Raw genomic sequence first — 22,540 nt, 5'->3', positions numbered from 1 at the left:
CATCAGCCGCGGAAGGCCCGGAGGCGGGCCAGGGAGGAATCCCTGCCGAGGATCACCATGGATTCGAACAGCGGCGGGGAAATGCGGCGGCCGGAGATGGCCGTGCGGACCGGCCCGAAGGCCAGGCGCGGCTTGACCCCGAGCCCCTCCACGAGTGCCTCCTTCAGGGCAGTCTGGATGTTCTCCGCGGTCCAGTCGGCAACCGGCTCCAGGGCGGCGAGGGCGGCGTCGAGGACCTCTGCCAGGTTCTCCGGAAGCCCCTTGCGGGCGTCGTCCGCGACGTCGATCGCGTCGTCGTTCTTGAACAGGAAGGCGAGCATCTCGGGGGCTTCGCCCAGCAAGGAGATCCGCTCCTGGATCAGCGGCGCCGCTTCGGCGAGGATCCCTTCCTGGCGCGCGGTGAGGCTCTCGCCGACGAAACCGGCGGTGCGCAGGTACGGAACCAGCCGGGCACGGAAATCCTCCGGATCAAGCATCCGGATGTGGGTGCCATTGATCGCCTCGGCCTTCTTGATGTCGAAGCGGGCCGGGTTGGCCAGCACGTCCTTGACGTCGAAGTGCTCGATCAGCTGCTCGACGGTGAAGATGTCCTCATCCGCGGAGAGGCTCCAGCCCAGCAGCGAGAGGTAGTTCAGCAGGCCCTCGGGAATGAAGCCGCGGTCCCGGAGCAGGAACAGGTTGGACTGCGGGTCGCGCTTGGAGAGCTTCTTGTTGCCCTCGCCCATGACATACGGCAGGTGGCCGAAGACGGGCATGTAGCTGGCGAAGCCGATGGCCATCAGCGCGCTGATGAGGACCACCTGGCGCGGGGTCGAGGAGAGCAGATCCTCGCCGCGGAGCACGTGGGTGATGCCCATCAAGGCGTCGTCCACCGGGTTGACGAGGGTGTACAGCGGGGAACCGTCCGCGCGGACAATCACGTAGTCCGGGATGCTGCCGGCCTTGAAGGTGATCTCGCCGCGGACGAGGTCGGTGAAGGTGACGTCCTCGTCCGGCATCCGCACGCGGAGCACGGGCTTGCGGCCCTCGGCCCGGAACGCGGCGAGCTGCTCCTCGGAGAGCTCGCGGTCGAAGTTGTCGTAGCCCAGCTTGGGGTCGCGGCCGGCGGCGCGGTGGCGGGCCTCGACTTCCTCCGGCGAGGAGTAGCACTCGTAGGCGTAGCCGGCATCCATCAGCTGGGAAACGACGTCCTTGTAGAGGTCCAGGCGCTGCGACTGGCGGTACGGTTCGTGCGGGCCGCCGACTTCCACGCCCTCTTCCCAGGTGATGCCGAGCCATTTGAGGGCCTCGAGCAGCTGCTGGTAGCTCTCCTCCGAGTCGCGCGCCGCGTCCGTGTCCTCGATGCGGAACACGAAGGTGCCCTTGGTGTGGCGGGCGTGGGCCCAGTTGAAAAGGGCCGTGCGGATCAGGCCGACGTGCGGGGTGCCGGTCGGCGAGGGGCAGAACCGGACACGGACCGGGGTGTCGGCGGTGACTTCACTGGTAACTTCACTGGTGACTTCACTGGTAACTTCACTGGTAACTTCACTGGGGGCGGAGCTGGAGACGGCGTCGGGCGCAGTAGGAGTAGTCATAGTGCCACCAACTTTACCGCCTGCCCGGCACGCATTACCGGCGGCCGGCGGGGTGTCCCCTCCGCGGCCCGCTCCCCCTGCGCTCTGGCTAGCGGCGGACGACGGGGTTGGAGAGGCGGCCGATGCCCTCGATCTCCACCTCGAAGCGGTCACCGGCCTGGACCAGGCCGACGCCGGCCGGGGTGCCGGTCATGATGACGTCGCCGGGCAGCAGGGTGAAGGCCTGCGAGACGATGGAGACGAGTTCGCGGACGCCGCGGATCATCTGGCTCGTGCTGCCGTCCTGGCGCAGCTCGCCGTTGAGCCGGCCCTGGATCTGGAGGTCTTCGGTGTCGAGTTCGGTCTCGATCCACGGCCCCAGCGGTGCGGAAGTGTCGAAGCCCTTGGCCCGGGCCCACTGCAGGTCCGTCTTCTGGACGTCGCGGGCGGTGAGGTCGTTGCCGCAGGTGTAGCCGAAAATGACGTCGTCGACGCGTTCTTCGGGCACGTCCTTGCAGATCCGGCCGATCACGACGCACAGCTCGGCTTCAAAGGACACGTCCTCGGAGAACTCCGGCAGGATGATCGGATCATTCGGGCCGATCACCGAGGTGTTCGGTTTCAGGAAGAGCAGCGGCTGCTTGGGGACCTCGTTGCCGAGTTCGTGGGCGTGCTCGGCGAAGTTCCGCCCCACGCCGACCACTTTGCTGCGCGGAATGATCGGGGCCAGGAGGCGCACGTCTTCCAGCTTGTGCCGGGCGGCGGTGCGTTCCACGCCGTGGAAGAAGGGGTCGCCGACGATCACAGTGACTTCCTCACTGCCGGGCTCACCTTCAACGATGCCGTAGAGGGGATCAGAATCGACTACAAACCGGGCGATACGCATGGGTCCAAGCGTACCTTCTCGCTAGCGGGCATTTTCGTTGGTTCGTCGGGGGTCAGGTCCAGGCGGTGGGGTCGTTGAGGTAGAGGCCGCAGGCGGTGTCGCGCCCGGCCATCACCGGCGGCGGTTTCAAGGTCCTCGACCAGCCGGCCGGGTCGACCAGAATACACCACCGGCCCAACGACCAGCTGCTACGCCTGGGCAGCCACGGGCACGCACCGGCAGCCCCGACGGCGTCAGCGAAAATGACCACCGGACAGGACATGCCCCGCGCCGGGGCCGGCCGATGGACATATTCCGGTTATGCCCGGTCCCCGGGGCGAAGACTGGACACGTCCTCCCGGGGAAATGGCCCGACGCCCCCAGCGGAGCCACTGCACGTGCCCCCGGATCAGGACATGCCCCGCGCCGGGGCCGGCGGATGGACATATTCCGGTCATGCCCTGTCCCGGGGGCGAAGACTGGGCATGTCCTCCCGGGCGCGAAGACCGGGCCCCCCGACGAATTAACGAAAATGACCGCTAGCCCGTGATTCCGCCGGACCGGAGGTAGTGCAGCTGGGCCGCCACGGAGAGTTCCGCCGCCGGACGCACGGCAGGGTCGACGGCGGCGTAGACGGCGTCGGCCACGTCCGTCACCTCGGCACCTGCGCCCAGGTCCGCGAGGGCGGACCGGATCTGGGCGAGGCGGTCCTCGCGGTGGTCCCGGTAGGCGCGGACGATCTTGTCCAGGGCGGGCAGCATCGGCCCGTGGGCCGGCAGGACGGTCGCCGGGCCCAGCTGTTCCAGCCGGTCCAGCGAGGTCAGGTAGTCGCCCAGCGTACCGTCGGGGTAGTCCAGGACCGTGGTGCCCAGGCCCAGGATGGTGTCGCCGGTCAGGACCGAGCCTTGGGCGCCGTCGTGCGGAAGGTGGAAGCAGACCGAGTCCGAGGTGTGCCCCGGCGTCGCCAGTACCCTGATTTCAACCCCCGCGGCGTGCAGGACTTCGCCGTCCTGCAGAGGGCTGCCGCCGAGGCAGTGGGCGGGGTCGGCTGCACGCACCGGCGCGCCGGTCAGTTCGGCGAACCTCGCGGCGGCCGCGCTGTGGTCGGCATGGCGGTGCGTGATGAGGATGAGTTCCACCGCTCCGGCGTCCGCGAGCTCCTGCAGGTGCTGCTCGTCCAGGGGGCCGGGGTCGACGACCACCGTGGCCGCGGATCCGGGGGCACCGATGACGTAGGAATTGGTGCCGTGCAGGCTCATCGGCCCCGGATTGGGGGCGAGCCGGAACCGCGTCAGTGCTGTGCTGCGGACAACGTCGCGGGAGTCTTCGGGAATCACAGTTCCATCTTCCCAGAACGACGGCGGCCCCGCACCAAAGGTGGGAGGCCGCCGTCGAACGCTGATGGAACCGGACGCTGCTAGGCGAGGCGGGTCAGCCAGCCGTGGGTGTCCTCGACGGTGCCGGTCTGGATGCCCAGGAGCTGCTCGCGGATGGCCATGGTGGCCTCCCCCGCCGTCGCGTCCTCGGAGCCGATGAACTCCGTGGTGTCCTTGAGCACGCCGATGGGCGTGATGACGGCGGCGGTGCCGCAGGCGAAGACTTCGGCGATCTCGCCGGATGCCACGCCGTCGCGCCATTCATCGAGGGTGATCTTGCGTTCCGTGACTTCGCGGCCCATATCCCTGGCCACCTGCATCACGGACATCCGGGTGACGCCCTCAAGGATGGTTCCGCTCAGCGCCGGGGTGACGAGCGAGCCGTCCTTCATCACGAAGAAGACGTTCATCCCGCCGAGTTCCTCGACGGCGTTGTCGTTGAACTGGTCCAGGAAGAGGACCTGCTTGCAGCCGTGCGCTTCAGCTTCCTGCTGGGCGATGAGTGACGCGGCGTAGTTGCCCCCGCACTTGGCGGCACCGGTTCCGCCGCGGCCGGCGCGGGCGTACTCGCGGGAGATCCAGATGGAGACGGGCTTGAGCTCGCCGCCGAAGTAGTTGCCGGCCGGGGAAGCGATGACGCGGAAGGACACCTCACGGGCGGCCCGGACGCCGAGGAACGCCTCGGTGGCGATCATGAACGGCCGCAGGTACAGGGACTCGCCGTCGCCGGAGGGCACCCATTCCTTGTCCGCCGAGACGAGCTCGCGGATGGCGGCCAGGAAGTACTCCTCGGGGAGTTCGGGGAGGGCCAGCCGGCGGGCGGACCTGTTCAGCCGGGCGGCGTTCGCTTCGGGGCGGAAGGTCCAGATGGAACCGTCGGCGTGGCGGTAGGCCTTGAGGCCTTCGAAGATTTCCTGGCCGTAGTGCAGCACCGCGGCGGAGGGGTCCAGCGAGATCGGACCGTAGGGCTCAACCCGAGCACCGTGCCAGCCGCCCTTGCCCTCGGGGTCGACGCTGTAGTCGACGATCGCGGTGTGGTCAGTGAAATAGTTGCCGAAACCCGGGTTCGCCAGGATGGCTGCACGCTCTTCAGCGGACTTCGGGGTTGCCGAAAGCTGCTGGGTGAATTCGACGCCATGGGCAGTCTGAGTCATGGTTCCTCCACGGTCGGCTGCCTGGCGTGTGAACGTGGTTCATCCTCGGACCACGGCAGCAATGTTGGTGATTCGAAATAAGCTTACGCCCGAACGCGGGCCCCGAAGGGCGTCCCTACAGGGCTGCGGCGATGGCGTCGCCGACGGCGCTGGTGCTGCGGAAGCCGCCGTCGCGGTTGGCGACGTCGGCGGCCACTGCTGCCTCGATCTTCCGGGCCGCGCCGGCATGGCCGAGGTGGTCCAGCAGCAGCGCGGCGGAGAGGATGGCTGCGGTGGGGTCGGCCTTCTGCTGCCCCGCGATGTCCGGTGCGGAACCGTGCACGGGTTCGAACATGGACGGCGCGGTGCGCTCCATGTTGATGTTGCCGGAGGCGGCCAGCCCGATCCCGCCGGTCACCGCGGCGGCGAGGTCGGTGAGGATGTCGCCGAAGAGGTTGTCGGTGACGATCACGTCGAAGCGTGCCGGGTCCGTCACCATGAAGATCGTGGCGGCGTCGACGTGCAGGTAGTCGTGGGTGACCTCGGGGAATTCCTGCGCCACGGCTTCCACTGTGCGCTTCCAGAGGTGGCCGGCGAACACCAGGACGTTGTGCTTGTGCACGAGGGTCAGGTGCTTGCGGGGGCGGTCGTTGGCGCGGCGGAAGGCGTCCCGGACCACGCGCTCCACACCGTGGGCGGTGTTCAGCGAGACCTCGGTGGCGACCTCGTGCGGGGTGCCGGCGCGCAGCGTGCCGCCGTTGCCCACGTAGGGTCCTTCGGTGCCTTCGCGGACCACGATGAAGTCGATGTCCCCAGGGTTGGCGAGCGGGCTGGCGACGCCGGGGTAGAGGCGCGAAGGCCGCAGATTGACGAAGTGGTCGAGGCTGAAACGCAGCTTGAGCAGCAGCTCACGCTCGATGATGCCGGAGGGGATCCGGGTGTCGCCCGGGGCCGCCCCGACGGCGCCGAAGAGGATGGCGTCGCGGGTGCGGAGGTCTGCGAGGGTCTCCTCCGGCAGCGTCTCCCCCGTCTCGAGCCAGTGCTGGGCACCGAGCTTGTAGTGGGTCTGCCGCAGCACGATCCCGTCGGCGGCGGCCGCCTTCGCCAGGACCTTCAACGCTTCGGCCGTGACTTCGGGCCCAATGCCGTCGCCGGGGATAACGGCCAGATCAATCGTGGATGCGCTCATGTTTTCAGCGTAGCCAAGACATCCACATGCTGGTCAAGTCGTCTCACTATTCGAACCGCAGCGTTCCCGCGTTAAGACGACGTCGAGGTGAGACTTCGCGCCCATGTTTGCCCGAAAATCATGGGCGCGAAGTCTCACCTCGGCGGGTTGCAAGGCAGTCAGGCCTTGGCGGGTTCCTCGTACTTGGGGAAGACCGGGGCGGGTGCGGGCAGCACGGTGCCCGCCACGATCGGTTCCGTCAGGGCCGCGAACTCGCGCGCCTCCCCCTCGGGCTGGCCGAGCGTGTCGAGGATGGCCGCGGCGGCAGTCGGCATCACCGGCTGGGCGAGGATCGCGACGATCCGGAGCACCTCGAGGGTGACGTAGAGGACCGTGTTCATGCGTTCGACGTCGGTCTTCCGCAGCACCCAGGGCGCCTGCTCGGCGAAGTAGGCGTTGGTGTCGCCCAGGACGCCCCAGATCGCTTCCAGCGCCCGGCTGAACTCCTGCTTCTCGAACGCGGCACGCGAGATGTCCAGCAGCCCGTTGGCCTGGCCCAGCAGCGCGGCGTCCTCGGCCGTGAACCCGGCCGGAACGGGGACGCGCCCGTCGCAGTTCTTGGCCACCATGGACAGCGAACGCTGCGCCAGGTTGCCGAAGTTGTTGGCCAGGTCCGCGTTCATCCGGCCCACGATTCCATCGTGGCTGTAGGAGCCGTCCGCGCCGAAGGGGACCTCGCGGAGCAGGAAGAAGCGGACCTGGTCCAGGCCGTACTGCGCAACCCAGTCAGCGGGCGCCACCACGTTGCCCAGCGATTTGGACATCTTGACGCCCTGGTTGTGCAGGAAGCCGTGGATCATGACGCGCTTGGGCAGTTCCAGCCCGGCGGACATCAGGAAGGCCGGCCAGTAGACCGCGTGGAAGCGCGAGATGTCCTTGCCGATCACATGGACGTCGGCCGGCCAGTACTTCTTAAAGGCCTCGGACTCGGTGGCGGGGAAGCCGACGCCGGTCAGGTAGTTGGTCAGCGCGTCCACCCAGACATACATGACGTGGTCCGGGTTGCCCGGGACCGGGACGCCCCACTTAAGGGAGGTGCGGCTGATGGACAGGTCCTCCAGGCCGCCCTTGACGAAGCTGACCACCTCGTTGAAGCGGTTGTGGGGCGCGCCGAAGCCGGGGTGGTCCGCATAGAGCGCCAGCAGCCTGTCCTGGAAGGAAGAGAGCTTGAAGAAATAGCTTTCCTCTTCGGTCCAGGTGACTTCGGTGCCGGTTTCGCGCGCGTAGCGCAGGCCGTCGGCCTGCACCTCGGTCTCGTCCTCCACGAAGTACCGCTCGTCCCGGACGGAGTACCAGCCGGTGTACTTGGACAGGTAGATGTCCCCGTTGGCTTCCATCCGCTGCCAGAGAGCCTTGGCCGCCTCGTAGTGGTCCGGATCGGTGGTGCGGATGAAGCGGCTCAGGGAGATGCCCAGGTCATCGCTCATCTGGCGGAACGCGGCCGAGTTGCGGTCGGCAAGCTCCTTGACCGGGATGCCTTCCTTCTCCGCTGTCTGCTGCATCTTGAGGCCGTGCTCGTCCGTGCCCGTCATGAAGAAGACGTCATAGCCGTCCAGCCGCTTGAAGCGCGCCATCGCGTCCGTGGCGATGACCTCATAGGCGTGGCCGATGTGCGGCACGCCGTTGGGGTAACAGATGGCCGTTGTGATGTAGAACGGGGTCTTTTCAGAAGTTGTCACGGGCTTAACCTAGATCAGTTCGGTCAGGGTATCGCTCTGGCGGACCAGTTCGTGGTCATGTGAAGCGACCAGGACGGCGATGCCGTCCGAGGTGGTGTCCTTGAGGATGCTGATGATGCGGTTGGCCGCGGAGCGGTCCAGGCTGGCCGTCGGTTCGTCCACCACGAGCACCCGGGTGCCGAGGATCAGAGCCCGGGCGATCGCCACGCGCTGGCGCTCACCGCCGGACAGCTGGGCCGGGCGGTGGCGCATGCGCCGTCCCAGTCCCACGAGGTCCAAAAGGTCCTTGGCCATGTCGCGGCGCTTGTCCACCTCGCCGTCCGGAACGGCCGGGAGCAGGACGTTCTCCAGGGCGCTCATCCCGTCGATGAGGGCACCGCCCTGGTCGACGTAGCCGATCAGGGCCCGGCGGCGGTCGGCGATTTCGTCGTCGCCCATGCTTTCGAGCGAGTCGCCTTCCCAGAACACCCGGCCCGACGTCGGCAGGGTCAGGCCCGCGCCGACCGTCAGGATGCTGGTCTTGCCGGAGCCGCTGCGGCCGGCGATGCAGTGCATCTCGCCGGCATGCAGCGTCATGTTGAAGTCGTCCACCACGTTGACCGCTTCCGCGCCGCCCTTGCCGCCGCCGTAGTGGATGGTGATGTTGCTCAGCTCCAGCGGCGTGGCGTGGTCCGTCGCCTTCACGATGGTGTTGGCGCGGGTCTTGTGGGCCCCGCGACGGGTGCTCGCCGTCATTCGGTCATGAGCCGCCCGGTCAAGGTTCAGGTCGTTATTCATCGGACCACTTTCGTTGCAATGGGAATCCAGCAGAGTACAGCCACGAGCCCGGCGATGGCGGCCCAGAGCGCGGCATAGGGAGCGAGGAGCAGGCCGATGCCCAGGGCGCCGACAACACCCAGCGGCAGTGCAACCGCACCCACCATGGCGTTTTCGAAGAACCGGACCTGGCCGAGCATGTCGGGGTTCCAGCCCATCGCCTGCAGCGTGCCGAGGTACTGGCGCTTGGCCTGCAGCTCGAACCGGCCGGTGACCATCGTCAACAGCAGACCCACGGCCACGCCCGAGAGTCCCAGGATGATGCTCGGCAGCGCGATGCTGGCCGCGGCCAGCCCGCCGAGCGCACTCGCGCCGGCCGCCCGGGGGATGTCGATCAGCAGCGCGATCAGCCCGCCCACCGCCGCCCCGAAGACGCCGACGGCGACGGCCAGGGAGATGGTGTTGAACTTGTTGGTGCTCAGCTGCCGGTTGGCGAACGTGAGCGGCGAGTCGACGGCGATGAGGCGTTCGTCGTGCTGCGGTTCCTGGTCGATGACCTCACGGTGCCGCAGCTGCTGCGCCGCGAAGAAGGCAGCGCCCACGTAGAGCGCCACGACCGAGGCGGAGACAATCGCTGTTGCAAGGTTCCAGCTGATCAGGCTGAGGACAGTTCCGGCGATGGCCAGCAGGCCCGCTCCGACGCCGAATTCTGCCAGCACCCAGGAGCGGATCTTGCGCTGGGTCCAGCCCATGGCACGCAAGGTTCCGGCCTCGCTGCGGCGTTTGCGCACGTAGCTGACGGTGGAGGCACCGGTCAGCAGCGCGGCGCCGCAGAGTGTGATGAACAGCAACGTCAGGTTTGTCCCGGTCAGCGATCCGGACACGGCGTCAGCGGCGTTCTGCCGGACCCATGACTGTTGCACCGTGCCGAGCGGGGATTCCTTGCCGGCGTCGTCCTTGGAGTAGCCGGGAACGAAGATGCCGGCGTCCTCGCGGGCGGAACCGGCAACGACTGTCGCCTGCAGGCCCATGTCGCGGATCTCGTTGGCGAGCTTTTCAACCTCGGGCTGCGCCTGCTTCCAGCTGCCGGGCACCTTGGCGCGGACGCGCACGGCATCGATCACGTTGGCGTTCTGTTCGAAGCCGCGGGCTGCGGCCAGGCCGTAGTAGTCGGTGATGGCACCGGCGGACTGGCTTGCCAGTCCGGTCGCGCTCAGTGAGGGCTTGAGTTCGGTGTTCGGGACGTCCTGGCCGGACGCGTCCTTCGTCAGGGTGAAGGGAGTCGGATCATAGCCGCCGAGCGGGAGGCGGTTGACGTCGCCGGCAGCATTCTTGACCTGGCCGGCGTCGAAGGTCCCGTAGACCATGGCGAGCGGCGTGGCCAGCTTCTTGCCGGTTTCAAGGTTGTCCCGGTAGGAGCGCTCGTCAACAGGTTCGCGCTGCGTCTGGTCGACGGCGTCGCCGTTGGCGGCCTTCTCCGGCAGGCGGTTCACGGTGACCCACTCGCCGGGGGTGGCGCTCTTGTCCACGGCACCGTTGCCGGCGGTCTCCCCGTCCTTGTATTTGGGGGCGGAAGCGAAGTTGGTGCTCCAGGTGGCCGGATTGTAAAGGCCCTGGCTGAAGGTACCGGTGTCGCCCATGAGCTGCGACAGGTCCTTGGAACCAGGCCATGCCAGGGAGAACGGGGACTTGGAGACGAACGGGAGGTAGTCCTTGTCCAGCGAGCGGGTGACCGTGCCGACGTCCTTGGTGACCTTCCCGGACGCGTCGATCTCCTCGATCTTGACCGAGTACTTCAGATCAAGCGAGGTGCCCGAGCGGACGATCAGCGGGATGGCCTGCGAATCGGCGGTCAGTTGTCCGATGCGCTTCGCCTGCTGGTACTGGGACATCAGCGGGGCCCAGTACTTGAGCTTGACGCCGAGGAAGTCCGGGCCTTCCTTCAGTTCGTCCATGCCGATGCCGCTGGTGAAAAGGCTTTCGAAGTGGCGCCCGATCGCGCCGGCGTTGCGGGCGTCTGCGGGCGGTGCCTTCTCCAGCGGGGCCAGGAAGTCACCTGCCGTGCCGAGCAGGGCGCGTTCCGAGACGGGGTCGACGGCGACGACGGATTCGCTCACCTGGGGCGCCTGCGGCAGCGCGACGGAGAGGTTGAAGAGGTTGTGCTCCGAGCCCCCGGCCGGGGCTGGGAACTTGATGCCGGTCTCCCCCGCCGGGCCGGCGATGCGGACGTTCTTGCCGCCGGCTACCTGCTCTTCGATGAGCTTGGCCTTGCCGAGTGAGCCCTCGGCCATCGTCTTGAACAGGGTCTGGTCGGAGTGTCCGTCCGAGCTGACGGCGCTGGCCGTGAGGCGGTACTTCTTGGGCGCATCGGACAGGACGGACTCGGCGGCCGGCCACTTGCTCGGGTCGGTGGCGCTCGGATCTCCGGCGGTGCCGGCCAGTCCGGCGTTGAAGCCCAGGTAGTCGGTGGCTTCCAGCCGCGGGGCTTCCAGGTTCTGGGTGACCCGGGAGACGAGGCTGATCGGGGCAGCCACGGAGGTGCCGGAGACTTTCCGGATGGAATCCAGCTGCTCGAAGCTGACGCCGCCCTGGCCGGTGGCGATCTCCGGCTGCATCAGGCCGCCGTTGTCGTCGGCCTTCGCCTGGACGAGCACGTCGTAGAGCCCCCGGGAGTTCTGGTCAACGGTCCGGTTCAGCGCAGCCTGCGACTGCCCCTGGACGAGGACCGAAAGGCACATGGCCACGATCAAAATGGACGCGGTCAGCAGAAGCACTCTGCTTCTGATGAACCTTTGGACGGCGTTCATTGGGCTCCTGAAAGCTGGATTGCGTGCGCACACCGTAATTCATTCCGTGCGGAAGTGAAGGCGTCCCCTGCCGGGTGTGCAAAAGTAAAGGCCGGGCTGCCGGCCGGATCCGAAATTCGGACCTAGCCATTGTACGCAGACCGGCCGCTCCTTCGCGGACGCCGGAAGCGATCTGCCCGCCGCCGGCGCCCGCTGAGGGGGTGTCAGAGGGGGTGTCAGTCCTCGAGGTCGACCTCGCGGACCATGTCCGCGCCGATTCCGGCCTTGATCGCGTCAAGGACCTGCTGCGGAACGGCGGTGTCAATGGTCAGCAGGGCCAGCACCTGGCCGCCCTCCGCCTGGCGCGCCACCTGCATGCCGGCGATGTTGATGTTGTTCATGCCCAGGATGTGCCCGATGGTGCCGATCACGCCGGGGCGGTCCGAGTACGCGACCACCACGAGGTGCTCGCTGATCGGGATCTCCACCTCATAGCCGTTGACGCCCACGAGCTTCTGCACCTGCTTGGGCCCCGTCAGCGTCCCGGCTACCGAGATCTGGCTGCCGTCACTGAGCGCTCCGCGCAGGGTCAGGACGTTGCGGTAGGACTCCGTGTCCGGCGTCGTGATGAGGCGGACGTTGATGCCGCGCTGCTCGGCGATCACGGGGGCGTTGACGTAGGAGACGTGCTCGGTCACGACGTCGGCGAAGATGCCCTTGAGGGCCGCCAGCTCCAGCACCTTGACGTCGAGGGAGGAGATTTCGCCGGCCACCTCGACGTCGAACTGCGTGAGCGAGGCGTGGGTCAGCGCTGTGAAGATGCGGCCCAGCTTCTCGATCAGCGCGATGCCGGGGCGGACGTCCTCGTCGATGACGCCGCCGGCGACGTTGACGGCGTCGGGCACCAGCTCGCCGGCGAGGGCCAGGCGGACGGATTTCGCGACGGACACGCCGGCCTTCTCCTGGGCCTCGTCGGTGGAGGCGCCCAGGTGCGGGGTCACCACCACGTTGTCGAGCTTGAAGAACGGCAGGTCCGTGCTGGGCTCCTTGACGAAGACGTCGACGGCGGCCCCGGCGATCTCGCCCGACTCCAGCGCCGCGTACAGAGCCTCTTCGTCCACCAGGCCGCCGCGGGCGACGTTGACGACGTAGGCGGTGCTCTTCATTTTCTTGAAGGCGTCGGCGCCGAGCATGCCGACGGTTTCCGGCGTCTTGGGCATGTGGATGGTGATGAAGTCGGACTGCGCGAGGAGCTCGTCCAGGGTCACCAGCTGCACGCCGAGCTGGGCGGCCCGGGCGGAGGTGATGTAGGGGTCATACGCGAGGATCTTGGTGTCGAAGCCCTTCAGGCGGGCCGCGACAAGGGCGCCGATCCGGCCGAGGCCGATGATGCCGATCTTCTTCTCGAACAGTTCGATGCCGGTGTACTTGGAGCGCTTCCACTCACCGTCCTTGAGCGCGGCGCTGGCCTGCGGAATGTGCCGTGCGAGGCTCAGGATGTGGCCGACGGTGAGTTCGGCGGCGGAGACGATGTTCGAGGTGGGCGCGTTGACCACCATGACCCCGGCCAGGGTGGCGGCTTTGATGTCCACGTTGTCCAGGCCCACGCCGGCGCGGGCGATGACCTTCAGGTTCTTCGCGGCGGCGATCGCCTCGGCGTCGAGCTGGGTGGCGGAGCGGACGAGGATCGCGTCGACGTCGGCGATCGCAGAGAGCAGCTGGGAACGGTCGGCGCCGTCGGTCTGCCGGATTTCGAAGTCCGGGCCGAGGGCCTCGACTGTGGCGGGCGAAAGTTCCTCAGCGAGGAGTACTACAGGTTTGGTGCTTGTCACCGGTGACCTCTTTAGCTCTCTTGTATTTCAGGTGGGGATTTTGGTGAAACGTCTGGTGCAAAAGGTGCTGCTGGAACGCAGGAAAGCCGGACCCCAGTCAATGGTGTCCGGCTCCCCTGCCGGTCGGTGCCTAGCGGGCTACCGAGCCTTCGGTGTAGTCGTCTTCGTTCTTGATCCAGGAGAACAGCTTGCGCAGTTCGCGGCCGGTGGCCTCGATCGGGTGGTCTTCGCCCTTCTTGCGCAGGGCCTTGAACTCGGGGGCCCCGGCGTCCTGGTCGTCGATGAAGCGCTTGGCGAAGGTGCCGTCCTGGATGTCCTTGAGGACAGCCTTCATGTTTTCCTTCACCTCCGGGGTGATGACGCGCGGGCCGGAGACGTAGTCACCGTACTCGGCGGTGTCCGAGACGCTCCAGCGCTGCTTGGCGATGCCGCCTTCAACCATGAGGTCCACAATGAGCTTGAGCTCGTGCAGCACCTCGAAGTAGGCGACCTCGGGCTTGTAGCCGGCCTCGGTGAGGGTCTCGAAGCCGTACTGGATCAACTGCGAGGCGCCGCCGCACAGGACTGCCTGCTCGCCGAAGAGGTCGGTTTCGGTCTCTTCGGTGAAGGTGGTCTCGATGACACCCGCGCGGGTGCCGCCGATCGCCTTGGCGTAGGACAGGGCCAGTTCCTTGGCCTTGCCGGACGGGTTCTGCTCGACGGCGATCAGGTCCGGCACACCGCGGCCGGCTTCAAACTCGCGGCGTACGATGTGGCCCGGGCCCTTGGGGGCAACGAGGGCGACGTCCACGTCGGCCGGGGGCTTGATGTAGCCGTAGCGGATGTTGAAGCCGTGTCCGAAGAACAGCGCGTCGCCGGGCTGCAGGTTCGGGGCGATGTCCTCGGCGTAGACGTGGCGCTGGACCTGGTCCGGGGTGAGGACCATGATGAGGTCGGCTTCGGCAACGGCGTCGGCGACGTTCAGGACGCGCAGGCCCTCGGCCTCGGCCTTGGCGCGGGACTTGGAGCCGTCCTTGAGGCCGACGCGGACGTCAACACCGGAATCGCGCAGGCTGAGGGCGTGGGCGTGGCCCTGGGAGCCGTAACCGATAACGGCGACGGTGCGGCCCTGGATGATCGACAGGTCGGCGTCGTCGTCGTAAAACATTTCAGTCACTGGGGTGTCTCCTTTTAAGTGGATTCTTGTGTTGGCTTGTGTTGGCTTGTCTGTGGTGCTCGTGTGCGGTGAATATCTGCGGTGCTCGTGGTGCTTACGCGGCCCTACGCGCTGCGCAGGGCCCTGTCACTCATGGAGCGGGATCCCCGCCCGACGGCCAGGGTGCCGGACTGCACGATTTCGCGGATGCCGAACGGCTCGAGCACTGAAAGGAGTGCCCTGAGCTTGTCGGGGTGGCCCGTTGCCTCAATGACTACCGACTCTGTGGAGACGTCGACCACTGAAGCGCGGAACAGGTCTGCAGCCTGGGTGACCTGCAGACGTGTTGCGGCATCCGCACGTACCTTGACCAGGATGTGGTCGCGCTGTACGGAAGTTTCTGGGGTGAGCTCAACGATTTTGAGCACGTTGACCAGCTTGTTCAGCTGCTTGGTGACCTGTTCGATCAGCTCGCCGTCGGCGTCGACGACGACGGTCATCCGGGACATGCCGGGGACCTCCGTCGGGCCGACGGCCAGGGAATTGATGTTGAAGGCACGGCGGGCGAAGAGGCTGGCGACGCGGGTCAGTACACCGGGCTTGTCTTCGACCAGAACGGACAGTGTGTGGCGGGTCATGTTCAGTCCTCCTCTTCCCATTCCGGGGTCATGTTGCGGGCAACCTGGATCTGGTCATTGCTGACTCCGGCGGGGACCATCGGCCACACCATGGAGTTGGGGCTCACGACGAAATCGATGACCACGGGGCGGTCGTTGATCGCCAGGGCCTGCTGGATCGTGGCGTCGATGTCCTCGTCGCGTTCGCAGCGGAACGCGGCGCAGCCGTAGGCGTCGGCGAGCTTGACGAAGTCCGGGATCCGGACGGTGTCGTGGCCGGTGTTGAGGTCGGTGTTGGAATAGCGGCCCTCATAGAAGAGGGTCTGCCACTGCCGCACCATGCCCAGCGAGGAGTTGTTGATGATGGCCACCTTGATCGGGATCTTGTTGATCGCGCAGGTGGCCAGTTCCTGGTTGGTCATCTGGAAACAGCCGTCGCCGTCGATCGCCCAGACCACGCGGTCCGGTTCGCCCACCTTGGCGCCCATGGCGGCCGGCACGGCGTAGCCCATGGTGCCGGCCCCGCCGGAGTTCAGCCAGGCGTGCGGGCGCTCGTATTTGATGAACTGGGCGGCCCACATCTGGTGCTGGCCGACGCCCGCGACGTAGATTCCTTCCGGACCGGTGAGCGCACCGATGCGTTCGATCACGCGCTGCGGGGCGCTGAGGCCGTCCTCCGGTTCGGTCCAGCCGAGCGGGTAGGTCTCCTTGAGGTTGTTCAGGAAGGCCCACCAGTTGGTGAGGTCCGGCGTACCGGAAATCTCGAACTGGGCGCGGACCGCCTCGGTGAGCTCCGGAATGATCTCCTTGACCGAGCCGACGATCGGAACGTCGGCCGCGCGGTTCTTGGAGATTTCCGCCGGATCGATGTCCGCGTGGATGACCTTGGCGTTCGGCGCGAAGGATTTCAGGATGCCCGTCACCCGGTCATCGAAGCGTGCTCCCAGGGTGATGAGCAGGTCGGACTGCTGCAGCGCCGTCACCGCGGACACCGTGCCGTGCATGCCGGGCATGCCGACGTGCTGGTGATGCGAATCCGGGAATGCGCCACGTGCTGTCAGAGTGGTGACCACAGGCGCGCCTGTCAGTTCGGCCAGCTCGCGGAGCTCGGCGGAGGCGTGCGCCTTGACCACACCGCCGCCGACGTACAGGACCGGCTTGCTGGCTGCGGCAATGAGCTTGGCGGCTTCGCGGACCTGCTTGTTGTGGCCGCGGGTGACCGGCCGGTATCCCGGCAGATCGATTTTTGGCGGCCAGGAGAACGTCATCTGTCCCTGCTGGGCATCCTTGGCGATGTCCACCAGCACCGGGCCGGGGCGGCCCGAGGACGCGAGGTGGAAGGCCTCGGCCATGACATGCGGAATATCCTGGGCGTTGGTGACCAGGAAGGAGTGCTTCGTGATCGGCATGGTGATGCCCACGATGTCCGCTTCCTGGAAGGCATCCGTGCCGATCACGGCGCTGGACACCTGGCCGGTGATGGCAACGAGCGGCACGGAGTCCATGTGGGCATCCATGATGGCGGTAACGAGGTTTGTGGCACCCGGGCCCGAGGTGGCGATGCAGACGCCGACCCGTCCGGTGACCATGGCGTAGCCTTGCGCGGCGTGGCCGGCTCCCTGTTCATGACGGACCAGAATGTGGTTCATTCGGGAAGCCATCAAGGGGTCATAGGTGGGCAGGATCGCGCCACCGGGCAAACCAAAAATATCGTCGACGCCGAGTTCTTCGAGCGAGCGGACAATTGCTTGTGAGCCGGTCATCACCGTCGGGGGTACGACGTTGTTCGGCCCGAGGACAGGAGAGACGGCAGCAGCAGTGTCGACGCCGGCATCAGCCGGACGTTCGACGCGGTCCGGAGCCTTGGGGGCTCCAGCGGACTTCGTGGCCATCAGCGAGGGGCTGATCGGCGATCCTTTGCTCATCGGACTCTTCCTTTGGGGATCTGCTGTGGTGATCATCTCTGATCGTGGAACTGCGGGAAATCTCTGGTGCGGGTGATGCAGGTGGTGCGGAAATAAAAAAACCCCTCAGCCTGACGGCTCTTCGAGGGGTTGCGCGTGACGGTTCGTTACCAGTTGCGGCTATTGAGCCACGCGCTTGGCAAGGACGACGACTAGGCCGGCGGTAACGATCTCGATCATGCCCCCAGTTTTCCCTCTTAGTGAGACGGGTGTCAACGAGCCCCGCTCCCGTCTCACTATCTGGACAACACTGTCCACGTACTGGCCCTCTTTCGTTTCCTCTGGTCACCCTGCCGCACTGGCGGCAGGGCTTAATAAGGGAGATTCCGAGGGCCCCTGGCGATGCGGCGGCCGCGCCGCATCGCCAGGGTAGGAATCACCCGCTACCCGCAATACGCGCCGGTGGAGGCGCTGTGGACGAGCTTGGCGTACTTGGCGAGGACACCCTTGGTGAACTTGGCCGGGAGCGGCTCCCAGCCGATCTTGCGGCCTTCGAGCTCCGCCTCGTCGACCAGGAGGTCGAAGGTGCGGGCAGCGATGTCCACGCGGATCTTGTCGCCGTCCTTGACGAAGGCGATGGGGCCGCCGTCGGCCGCTTCCGGTGCCACGTGGCCGATGCACAGGCCGGTTGTGCCGCCGGAGAAGCGGCCGTCGGTCAGCAGCAGGACGTCCTTGCCGAGGCCGGCGCCCTTGATGGCGCCGGTGATGGCGAGCATCTCGCGCATGCCGGGGCCGCCCTTGGGGCCTTCGTAGCGGATGACGACGACGTCGCCCGCCTTGATCCCGCCCTTGTCCAGGGCATCCAGGGCGCCCTGTTCGCGTTCGAACACGCGCGCGGTGCCCTCAAAGACGTCGGCGTCGAAGCCGGCGCTCTTGACCACGGCACCCTCGGGGGCCATGGACCCGTGCAGGATAGTGATGCCACCGGTCTTGTGGATCGGGTTGTCCAGGGCGCGCAGGATCTTGCCGTCCAGGTCCGGCGGGTTGATCGCGGCGAGGTTCTCGGCAACGGTCTTGCCGGTGACGGTGAGGCAGTCGCCGTGCAGCAGCCCGGCGTCGAGCAGTGCTCGCATGATGACCGGCACGCCGCCGATCTTGTCCACGTCCGTCATGACGTAGCGGCCGAAGGGCTTGAGGTCGCCGAGGTGCGGGATCTTGTCGCCGATGCGGTTGAAGTCCTCGAGGTTGAGCTCGACTTCGGCTTCGCGGGCGATGGCCAGCAGGTGCAGCACGGCGTTGGTGGAGCCGCCGAAGGCCATGGTGACGGCGATCGCGTTCTCGAAGGCCTTCTTGGTCATGATGTCGCGCGCGGTGATGCCCAGGCGCAGGAGGTTGACCACGGCTTCGCCGGACTTGTGCGCAAAGGCATCGCGGCGGCGGTCCGCGGAGGGCGGAGCTGCGGAGCCGGGCAGGGACATGCCCAGTGCCTCGCCGATGCAGGCCATAGTGTTGGCCGTGTACATACCGCCGCAGGCGCCTTCGCCGGGACATATGGCCTTTTCGATGCGTTCCAGGTCCCCGAGGCTCATCTTGCCGGCGGCGCAGGCACCCACGGCCTCGAAAGCGTCAATGAGGGTGACTTCCTTTTCGGAGCCGTCCTCAAGCTTGACCCAGCCCGGCATGATGGACCCGGCGTAGAGGAAAACGCTGGCCAGGTCCAGGCGGGCGGCGGCCATGAGCATGCCGGGCAGGGACTTGTCACAGCCGGCCAGCAGGACCGAGCCGTCGATGCGCTCGGCCTGCATGACGGTTTCCACGGAGTCGGCGATCACTTCGCGGGACACGAGGGAGAAGTGCATGCCTTCGTGGCCCATGGAGATGCCGTCGGAGACGGAGATGGTGCCGAACTGCATCGGGAACCCGCCGCCTGCGTGGACGCCTTCCTTGGCGCCCTGGGCCAGCCGGTTCAGGGACAGGTTGCAGGGAGTGATTTCATTCCAGGAACTGGCGACGCCGATCTGCGGCTTTGCGAAGTCGTCGTCGCCCATGCCGACCGCCCGTAACATGCCACGCGAGGGCGCGGCGTGGATACCGTCGGTGACCACCCGGCTACGGGGTTTGATGTCAGGTTTGGCGTCTGTTGCTGTTTGGGTGTCCTCACTCATGGCTCAAAGTCTAGGGCTCCCCCGAGGACGGCAACGACCTGAACAGGCGGATTAAGCGGAAAACCGGGAATATTTCGATCAAATAGTGGACTCTCGTCTCACCTGATGGAATCAGTACTTTGCTCCGCGTCAGTTGAGGTGGGCAAGGTCAGTTGAGGTGGGCAGCGTCACGCAGTTCCGGGGCCTCGGCAACGGCCTGTGCCTCGGCTTTGAGCAGGGACAGCACCTGCTGGATGGTGGTCCGGGCCGCGACGTCGGGGCGCGCCAGGGCGACGATGCTGCGGCTGGCCTTGACCCCGGCCAGCGGCCGCAGGACGAAGCCCTTGCCCTGGTTCTTCAACGCCGTGTAGCGCGGCAGCAGGCTCAATCCGTGCCCCGCGCTGACGAGGGCCTCCAGCACGCGGAGATCGGGGTAGAGCTGGGCGCGGACGGCCGGTGAATCCGCCTGCACCTCGATCTGCCGCAGCACGGTATCGAACGGGAAGCCGTTGGGCACTCCCATCCAGGGATGTCCGATGACATCCTGCGCGCACAGCGTGTCCTTGCCGGCGAGGACATGGCCTGCCGGCATGGCGACGTCCAGCGGCTCGTCCAGCAAAGGCTCCACAACAAGTCCCAGCCGGGCAAAGACGTCCGGGCCGTCGACGCTGTGGGCCAGGACGATGTCGTAGTCCGCCGTCAGCCCCGCGAATCCGGCGACGTTCGGGTCCTCGAAGTGGGCCTCGAAGCGGAGCCCGTCGATCGCCTTGACCCGGTGCAACAGCCCCGGCAGGAACATCTCCGCGGCACTCGGGAAGAAGGCGGCCTTGACGTGCGTCTGCCAGCCCAGCCGGTAGGTGTCGATGGTGGCTTCCGCGCGCGCCATCGCAGTGGACACCTCTGCCGCTGCCGAGGCCATGGCCAGCCCCGCCTCGGTCAGGCGCACTCCCCTGCCGGACTTCTCCACGAGGACCACCCCCAGTTCCTCCTGCAGGGTCTTGAGCTGCTGGGAGACGGCCGAGGGCGTCACGTTCATCGCCTCGGCAGTGGCGCCAACCGTGCCGCGGTCGGCGAGCTCCCGGAGAATCCGCAGTCTCTTGAAATCCATGAACAGAGGCTACAGGCCGGGTGCCGGGAGGGTGGACAGCCGCCTAAGGCAGACGTACGGTCAAGCAACGGCAACCTTGCCTCCTGGACAGAAGGGTTCTGCTATGGATTGGATTATCTGGCTCATCGTCATCGTGGTGATTGTCGCCATCGTCTGGTGGCTGTTGAACCGCAATTCCCGTAGCGGCACGGGCACCTCGGATGCAGGGACAGGCGCGAATGCGGGGGCGGGAACGGCCGGCCGCCCAGGCGCCGACGCGTCACCGCAGGCTCCCCAGGGCAACGGCACGCACGACGGCGCCCTGTCCGGCGGAAGCGCCGCGGCGTCGGCCGTTGCGGCCGCCACCACCGGCATACCGACAGCTGCAGGATTCAGCAACGCCGAGCCCGCGGCGCCTACCACCGCACAGGACTCCGCGGCGGCCAGGCCGTCCGCCCAAGAGCCTGCCATGGAGACTTCCGACGGCGGCCGCGGAGCCGCCGGGACCGCGCCGGCCGAGTGGGAGACCCAGTGGTCGGAGACCCCGCCGGCCGAACCGCACGCCCCCGTCCATCACGAGCCCTTGTCCGGAGCGCACGCCGGCCAGGGAGAGCGTATGACGCCGACAGGAGCGGATGCCGCCGCGGCGGAAAACGCACCCGTGCATCACCCCGAATACACCCAAACGCATGCTCCTACCCTTCCCGGTGCGGAATCGGCCGCGGCCGAGGCTGGTCTCCTGGAGGAAGGAGACACATCCGCGCCCGCCCCATCCCGGGAACCGCAGGCGCAGGCTGAAACGCAGCAGACGGCGTCGTCGGCAGCCGCCTCTGAGGGATTCGCCAGCCACTCCGCGGAGCCGTCGGGGCACCTCGCCCTGGATCAGCCCTACGGGGAGGGATCGGCGGCACCCGCGGCGGACGGCAGCGGTCCGGCTGGCTTCACCGTCAAGGGCAATGCTTCCTCGATGATCTACCACGACGAGACCAGCCCCTTCTTCGAAGAAACCCGGGCGGAGGTGTGGTTCCTGTCCGCAGCCCATGCCGAAGCCGCCGGCTTCCGCCCGCCCCGCCGGTCACGGCAGTAGGGTCCGGCGGGCGGGCCGCGGTCACCGGCGCACAGGACTGGGAGAGCTGATGAACGGCACGGGGGCGGGACGCGGGCAAACACCCGTGTCCCGCCTTTTCTCGTACCCCGGGCACCTCCGGGGCAGTCGCCGTCCGGGCAGGCACGCCAGGGCGGCATTGGTGGCTGCGGCGACGATCCTGCTGGCTGCATGCACCCCGGGCGGCAGCGGAACGCCGGGCACCGCGTCCGCGGGCTCCCCGCAGCCGGCAAGCGGCAGCCCCGCCGCCGCGAGCAGTTCCGCAGCAGCTCCGGCCGGCCAGCCGACGGTCGCTGGCAGAATAAATGCTGGGCTCCAGGTGCCGTGGTCCACGGTTTTCCTGCCCGACGGCACGGCCATCATTTCCGAACGTGACAGTGCCCTGCTCAGAACGGTCAGTGCTGGTTCCGGGACCGCCGGCGCCGCCGGCGACAGCCCGGCCGGAACGCTGGGCAAGGTGCCCGGCGTCGTGCCCGGCGGCGAAGGCGGGCTGCTGGGACTGGCTCTCTCCCCGGACTTCGCTGCCGATCGCTACCTGTACGCCTACTTCACAGCCGCGGGGGACAACAGAATCGCCCGCCTCCGCGTCGACGAAGGCAACGGCCAACTGCAGCTCGGCGCCCCCGGGGTCATCTTCACCGGGATCCCGAAGGCGTCGACGCACAACGGCGGAAGGATCCGGTTCGGACCCGACGGGTACCTCTACGTCGGGACGGGCGATTCGCAACGGCGCGAACAGCCCCAGGATCCGAAGGCACTGGGCGGGAAGATCCTGCGGATCACTCCCGAAGGCCGTCCCGCCCCGGGGAACCCGTTCGGCGACAACCCGGTCTACAGCTTCGGCCACCGCAACGTCCAAGGCCTGGCCTGGGACAGTGCGGGCAGGCTGTGGGCCAGCGAGTTCGGTCCCGACGTGGATGACGAGCTCAACCTGATTGTGCCCGGCGGCAACTACGGCTGGCCGGAGGTGACCGGGGCCCCGCACCGCGCCGGCTTCCTGGACGCCAAGGTCGTGTGGCCGTCGACGGCGGACTCCTCCCCCAGCGGACTCGAAATCGTCGGGGATACGGCGTATATGGGTGCCCTTCGCGGCCAGCGCGTCTGGACCGTGCCTCTCCGCGGCGAGTTCGCCGCCGACCCTGTGGGCTATTTCACGCGGACGTACGGGCGGATCCGGGACGTTTCACTGGCTCCGGACGGCCGTCTGTGGGTGCTCAGCAACAACCAAAACCCTGATTTTGTACTGATTTTGGAGCTCCCCGGCTAGGGCCACCCGTGGCACCCCTCGCCGATTTCACAGTGTGTCCAAACTCGTGTAGAGTTTCATGTCGTTGCGGAGA

16 protein-coding genes are annotated in these 22,540 nt (G+C 67.2%); 2 read left to right on the top strand and 14 right to left on the bottom strand.

What is annotated here, in order from left to right; translation table 11 throughout:
- Window positions 1–2 precede the first annotated feature (2 nt).
- From gltX to ACVWZ8_RS15220, 14 genes are all read right to left on the bottom strand, one after another.
- On the bottom strand, window positions 3–1,574 hold the full coding sequence (gene gltX, locus ACVWZ8_RS15285) for a glutamate--tRNA ligase (RefSeq protein WP_456505073.1): 1,572 nt from the start codon (window positions 1,572–1,574) through the stop codon (window positions 3–5).
- 88 nt (window positions 1,575–1,662) lie between these two features.
- On the bottom strand, window positions 1,663–2,439 hold the full coding sequence (locus ACVWZ8_RS15280; RefSeq protein WP_426978481.1) for a fumarylacetoacetate hydrolase family protein: 777 nt from the start codon (window positions 2,437–2,439) through the stop codon (window positions 1,663–1,665).
- Between the two features lie 518 nt (window positions 2,440–2,957).
- Window positions 2,958–3,755, bottom strand: a complete 798-nt coding sequence (locus ACVWZ8_RS15275) for an MBL fold metallo-hydrolase (RefSeq protein ID WP_426978483.1) — start codon at window positions 3,753–3,755, stop codon at window positions 2,958–2,960.
- Between the two features lie 80 nt (window positions 3,756–3,835).
- The gene (locus ACVWZ8_RS15270; RefSeq protein WP_426978484.1) at window positions 3,836–4,948 is read right to left on the bottom strand and encodes a branched-chain amino acid aminotransferase; all 1,113 of its coding nucleotides are present in this window, start codon (window positions 4,946–4,948) and stop codon (window positions 3,836–3,838) included.
- Between the two features lie 115 nt (window positions 4,949–5,063).
- Window positions 5,064–6,116, bottom strand: coding sequence for a 3-isopropylmalate dehydrogenase (locus tag ACVWZ8_RS15265; RefSeq protein ID WP_426978485.1), 1,053 nt, complete (start codon window positions 6,114–6,116; stop codon window positions 5,064–5,066).
- A 158-nt stretch (window positions 6,117–6,274) separates the two neighbouring features.
- Entirely contained in the window at window positions 6,275–7,834 is a 1,560-nt protein-coding gene (gene metG / locus ACVWZ8_RS15260; protein ID WP_426978486.1) for a methionine--tRNA ligase, read from the bottom strand.
- A 9-nt stretch (window positions 7,835–7,843) separates the two neighbouring features.
- Window positions 7,844–8,611: an ABC transporter ATP-binding protein gene (locus ACVWZ8_RS15255; RefSeq protein ID WP_426978488.1), complete on the bottom strand. Its 768-nt coding sequence runs from the start codon at window positions 8,609–8,611 to the stop codon at window positions 7,844–7,846.
- Window positions 8,608–11,397, bottom strand: coding sequence for an FtsX-like permease family protein (locus ACVWZ8_RS15250; protein WP_456505072.1), 2,790 nt, complete (start codon window positions 11,395–11,397; stop codon window positions 8,608–8,610). The genes ACVWZ8_RS15255 and ACVWZ8_RS15250 overlap by 4 nt, the downstream gene beginning before the upstream one ends.
- A gap of 215 nt (window positions 11,398–11,612) precedes the next feature.
- The gene (gene serA, locus ACVWZ8_RS15245) at window positions 11,613–13,208 is read right to left on the bottom strand and encodes a phosphoglycerate dehydrogenase (protein WP_456505071.1); all 1,596 of its coding nucleotides are present in this window, start codon (window positions 13,206–13,208) and stop codon (window positions 11,613–11,615) included.
- Between the two features lie 130 nt (window positions 13,209–13,338).
- Complete coding sequence (gene ilvC, locus ACVWZ8_RS15240) at window positions 13,339–14,364, bottom strand: ketol-acid reductoisomerase (protein WP_426978492.1); 1,026 nt, start codon at window positions 14,362–14,364, stop codon at window positions 13,339–13,341.
- Window positions 14,365–14,468: 104 nt separating this feature from the next.
- Window positions 14,469–14,981 carry an acetolactate synthase small subunit gene (gene ilvN, locus ACVWZ8_RS15235; RefSeq protein ID WP_354239756.1) on the bottom strand — a complete coding sequence of 171 codons (513 nt, stop codon included), beginning with the start codon at window positions 14,979–14,981 and terminating at the stop codon, window positions 14,469–14,471.
- Window positions 14,982–14,983: 2 nt separating this feature from the next.
- Complete coding sequence (locus ACVWZ8_RS15230) at window positions 14,984–16,885, bottom strand: acetolactate synthase large subunit (RefSeq protein ID WP_456505070.1); 1,902 nt, start codon at window positions 16,883–16,885, stop codon at window positions 14,984–14,986.
- 422 nt (window positions 16,886–17,307) lie between these two features.
- Window positions 17,308–19,029: a dihydroxy-acid dehydratase gene (gene ilvD, locus ACVWZ8_RS15225; RefSeq protein ID WP_426978494.1), complete on the bottom strand. Its 1,722-nt coding sequence runs from the start codon at window positions 19,027–19,029 to the stop codon at window positions 17,308–17,310.
- A 148-nt stretch (window positions 19,030–19,177) separates the two neighbouring features.
- On the bottom strand, window positions 19,178–20,116 hold the full coding sequence (locus tag ACVWZ8_RS15220) for a LysR family transcriptional regulator (protein ID WP_426978495.1): 939 nt from the start codon (window positions 20,114–20,116) through the stop codon (window positions 19,178–19,180).
- A gap of 103 nt (window positions 20,117–20,219) precedes the next feature.
- Between ACVWZ8_RS15220 and ACVWZ8_RS15215 the strand changes: the two genes are divergently transcribed.
- Both ACVWZ8_RS15215 and ACVWZ8_RS15210 read left to right on the top strand, forming a co-directional pair.
- On the top strand, window positions 20,220–21,182 hold the full coding sequence (locus ACVWZ8_RS15215; RefSeq protein WP_426978496.1) for a sunset domain-containing protein: 963 nt from the start codon (window positions 20,220–20,222) through the stop codon (window positions 21,180–21,182).
- Window positions 21,183–21,342: 160 nt separating this feature from the next.
- The gene (locus ACVWZ8_RS15210; protein ID WP_456505069.1) at window positions 21,343–22,467 is read left to right on the top strand and encodes a PQQ-dependent sugar dehydrogenase; all 1,125 of its coding nucleotides are present in this window, start codon (window positions 21,343–21,345) and stop codon (window positions 22,465–22,467) included.
- The last annotated feature ends 73 nt before the right edge of the window (window positions 22,468–22,540 follow it).

It is taken from the genome of Arthrobacter sp. UYCu723 (assembly GCF_054059215.1).
This window is presented reverse-complemented; position numbering and strand designations above follow the sequence as displayed.

Excerpts from the sequence above, each read along its gene's own strand:
- gltX (WP_456505073.1), bottom strand. The coding sequence starts at position 1,574 with ATGACTACTCCTACTGCGCCCGACGCCGTCTCCAGCTCCGCCCCCAGT.
- ACVWZ8_RS15280 (WP_426978481.1), bottom strand. The coding sequence starts at position 2,439 with ATGCGTATCGCCCGGTTTGTAGTCGATTCTGATCCCCTCTACGGCATC.
- ACVWZ8_RS15270 (WP_426978484.1), bottom strand. The coding sequence starts at position 4,948 with ATGACTCAGACTGCCCATGGCGTCGAATTCACCCAGCAGCTTTCGGCA.
- ACVWZ8_RS15265 (WP_426978485.1), bottom strand. The coding sequence starts at position 6,116 with ATGAGCGCATCCACGATTGATCTGGCCGTTATCCCCGGCGACGGCATT.
- ACVWZ8_RS15255 (WP_426978488.1), bottom strand. The coding sequence starts at position 8,611 with ATGAATAACGACCTGAACCTTGACCGGGCGGCTCATGACCGAATGACG.
- ACVWZ8_RS15250 (WP_456505072.1), bottom strand. The coding sequence starts at position 11,397 with ATGAACGCCGTCCAAAGGTTCATCAGAAGCAGAGTGCTTCTGCTGACC.
- ilvN (WP_354239756.1), bottom strand. The coding sequence starts at position 14,981 with ATGACCCGCCACACACTGTCCGTTCTGGTCGAAGACAAGCCCGGTGTA.
- ACVWZ8_RS15230 (WP_456505070.1), bottom strand. The coding sequence starts at position 16,885 with ATGAGCAAAGGATCGCCGATCAGCCCCTCGCTGATGGCCACGAAGTCC.
- ilvD (WP_426978494.1), bottom strand. The coding sequence starts at position 19,029 with ATGAGTGAGGACACCCAAACAGCAACAGACGCCAAACCTGACATCAAA.
- ACVWZ8_RS15220 (WP_426978495.1), bottom strand. The coding sequence starts at position 20,116 with ATGGATTTCAAGAGACTGCGGATTCTCCGGGAGCTCGCCGACCGCGGC.
- ACVWZ8_RS15215 (WP_426978496.1), top strand. The coding sequence starts at position 20,220 with ATGGATTGGATTATCTGGCTCATCGTCATCGTGGTGATTGTCGCCATC.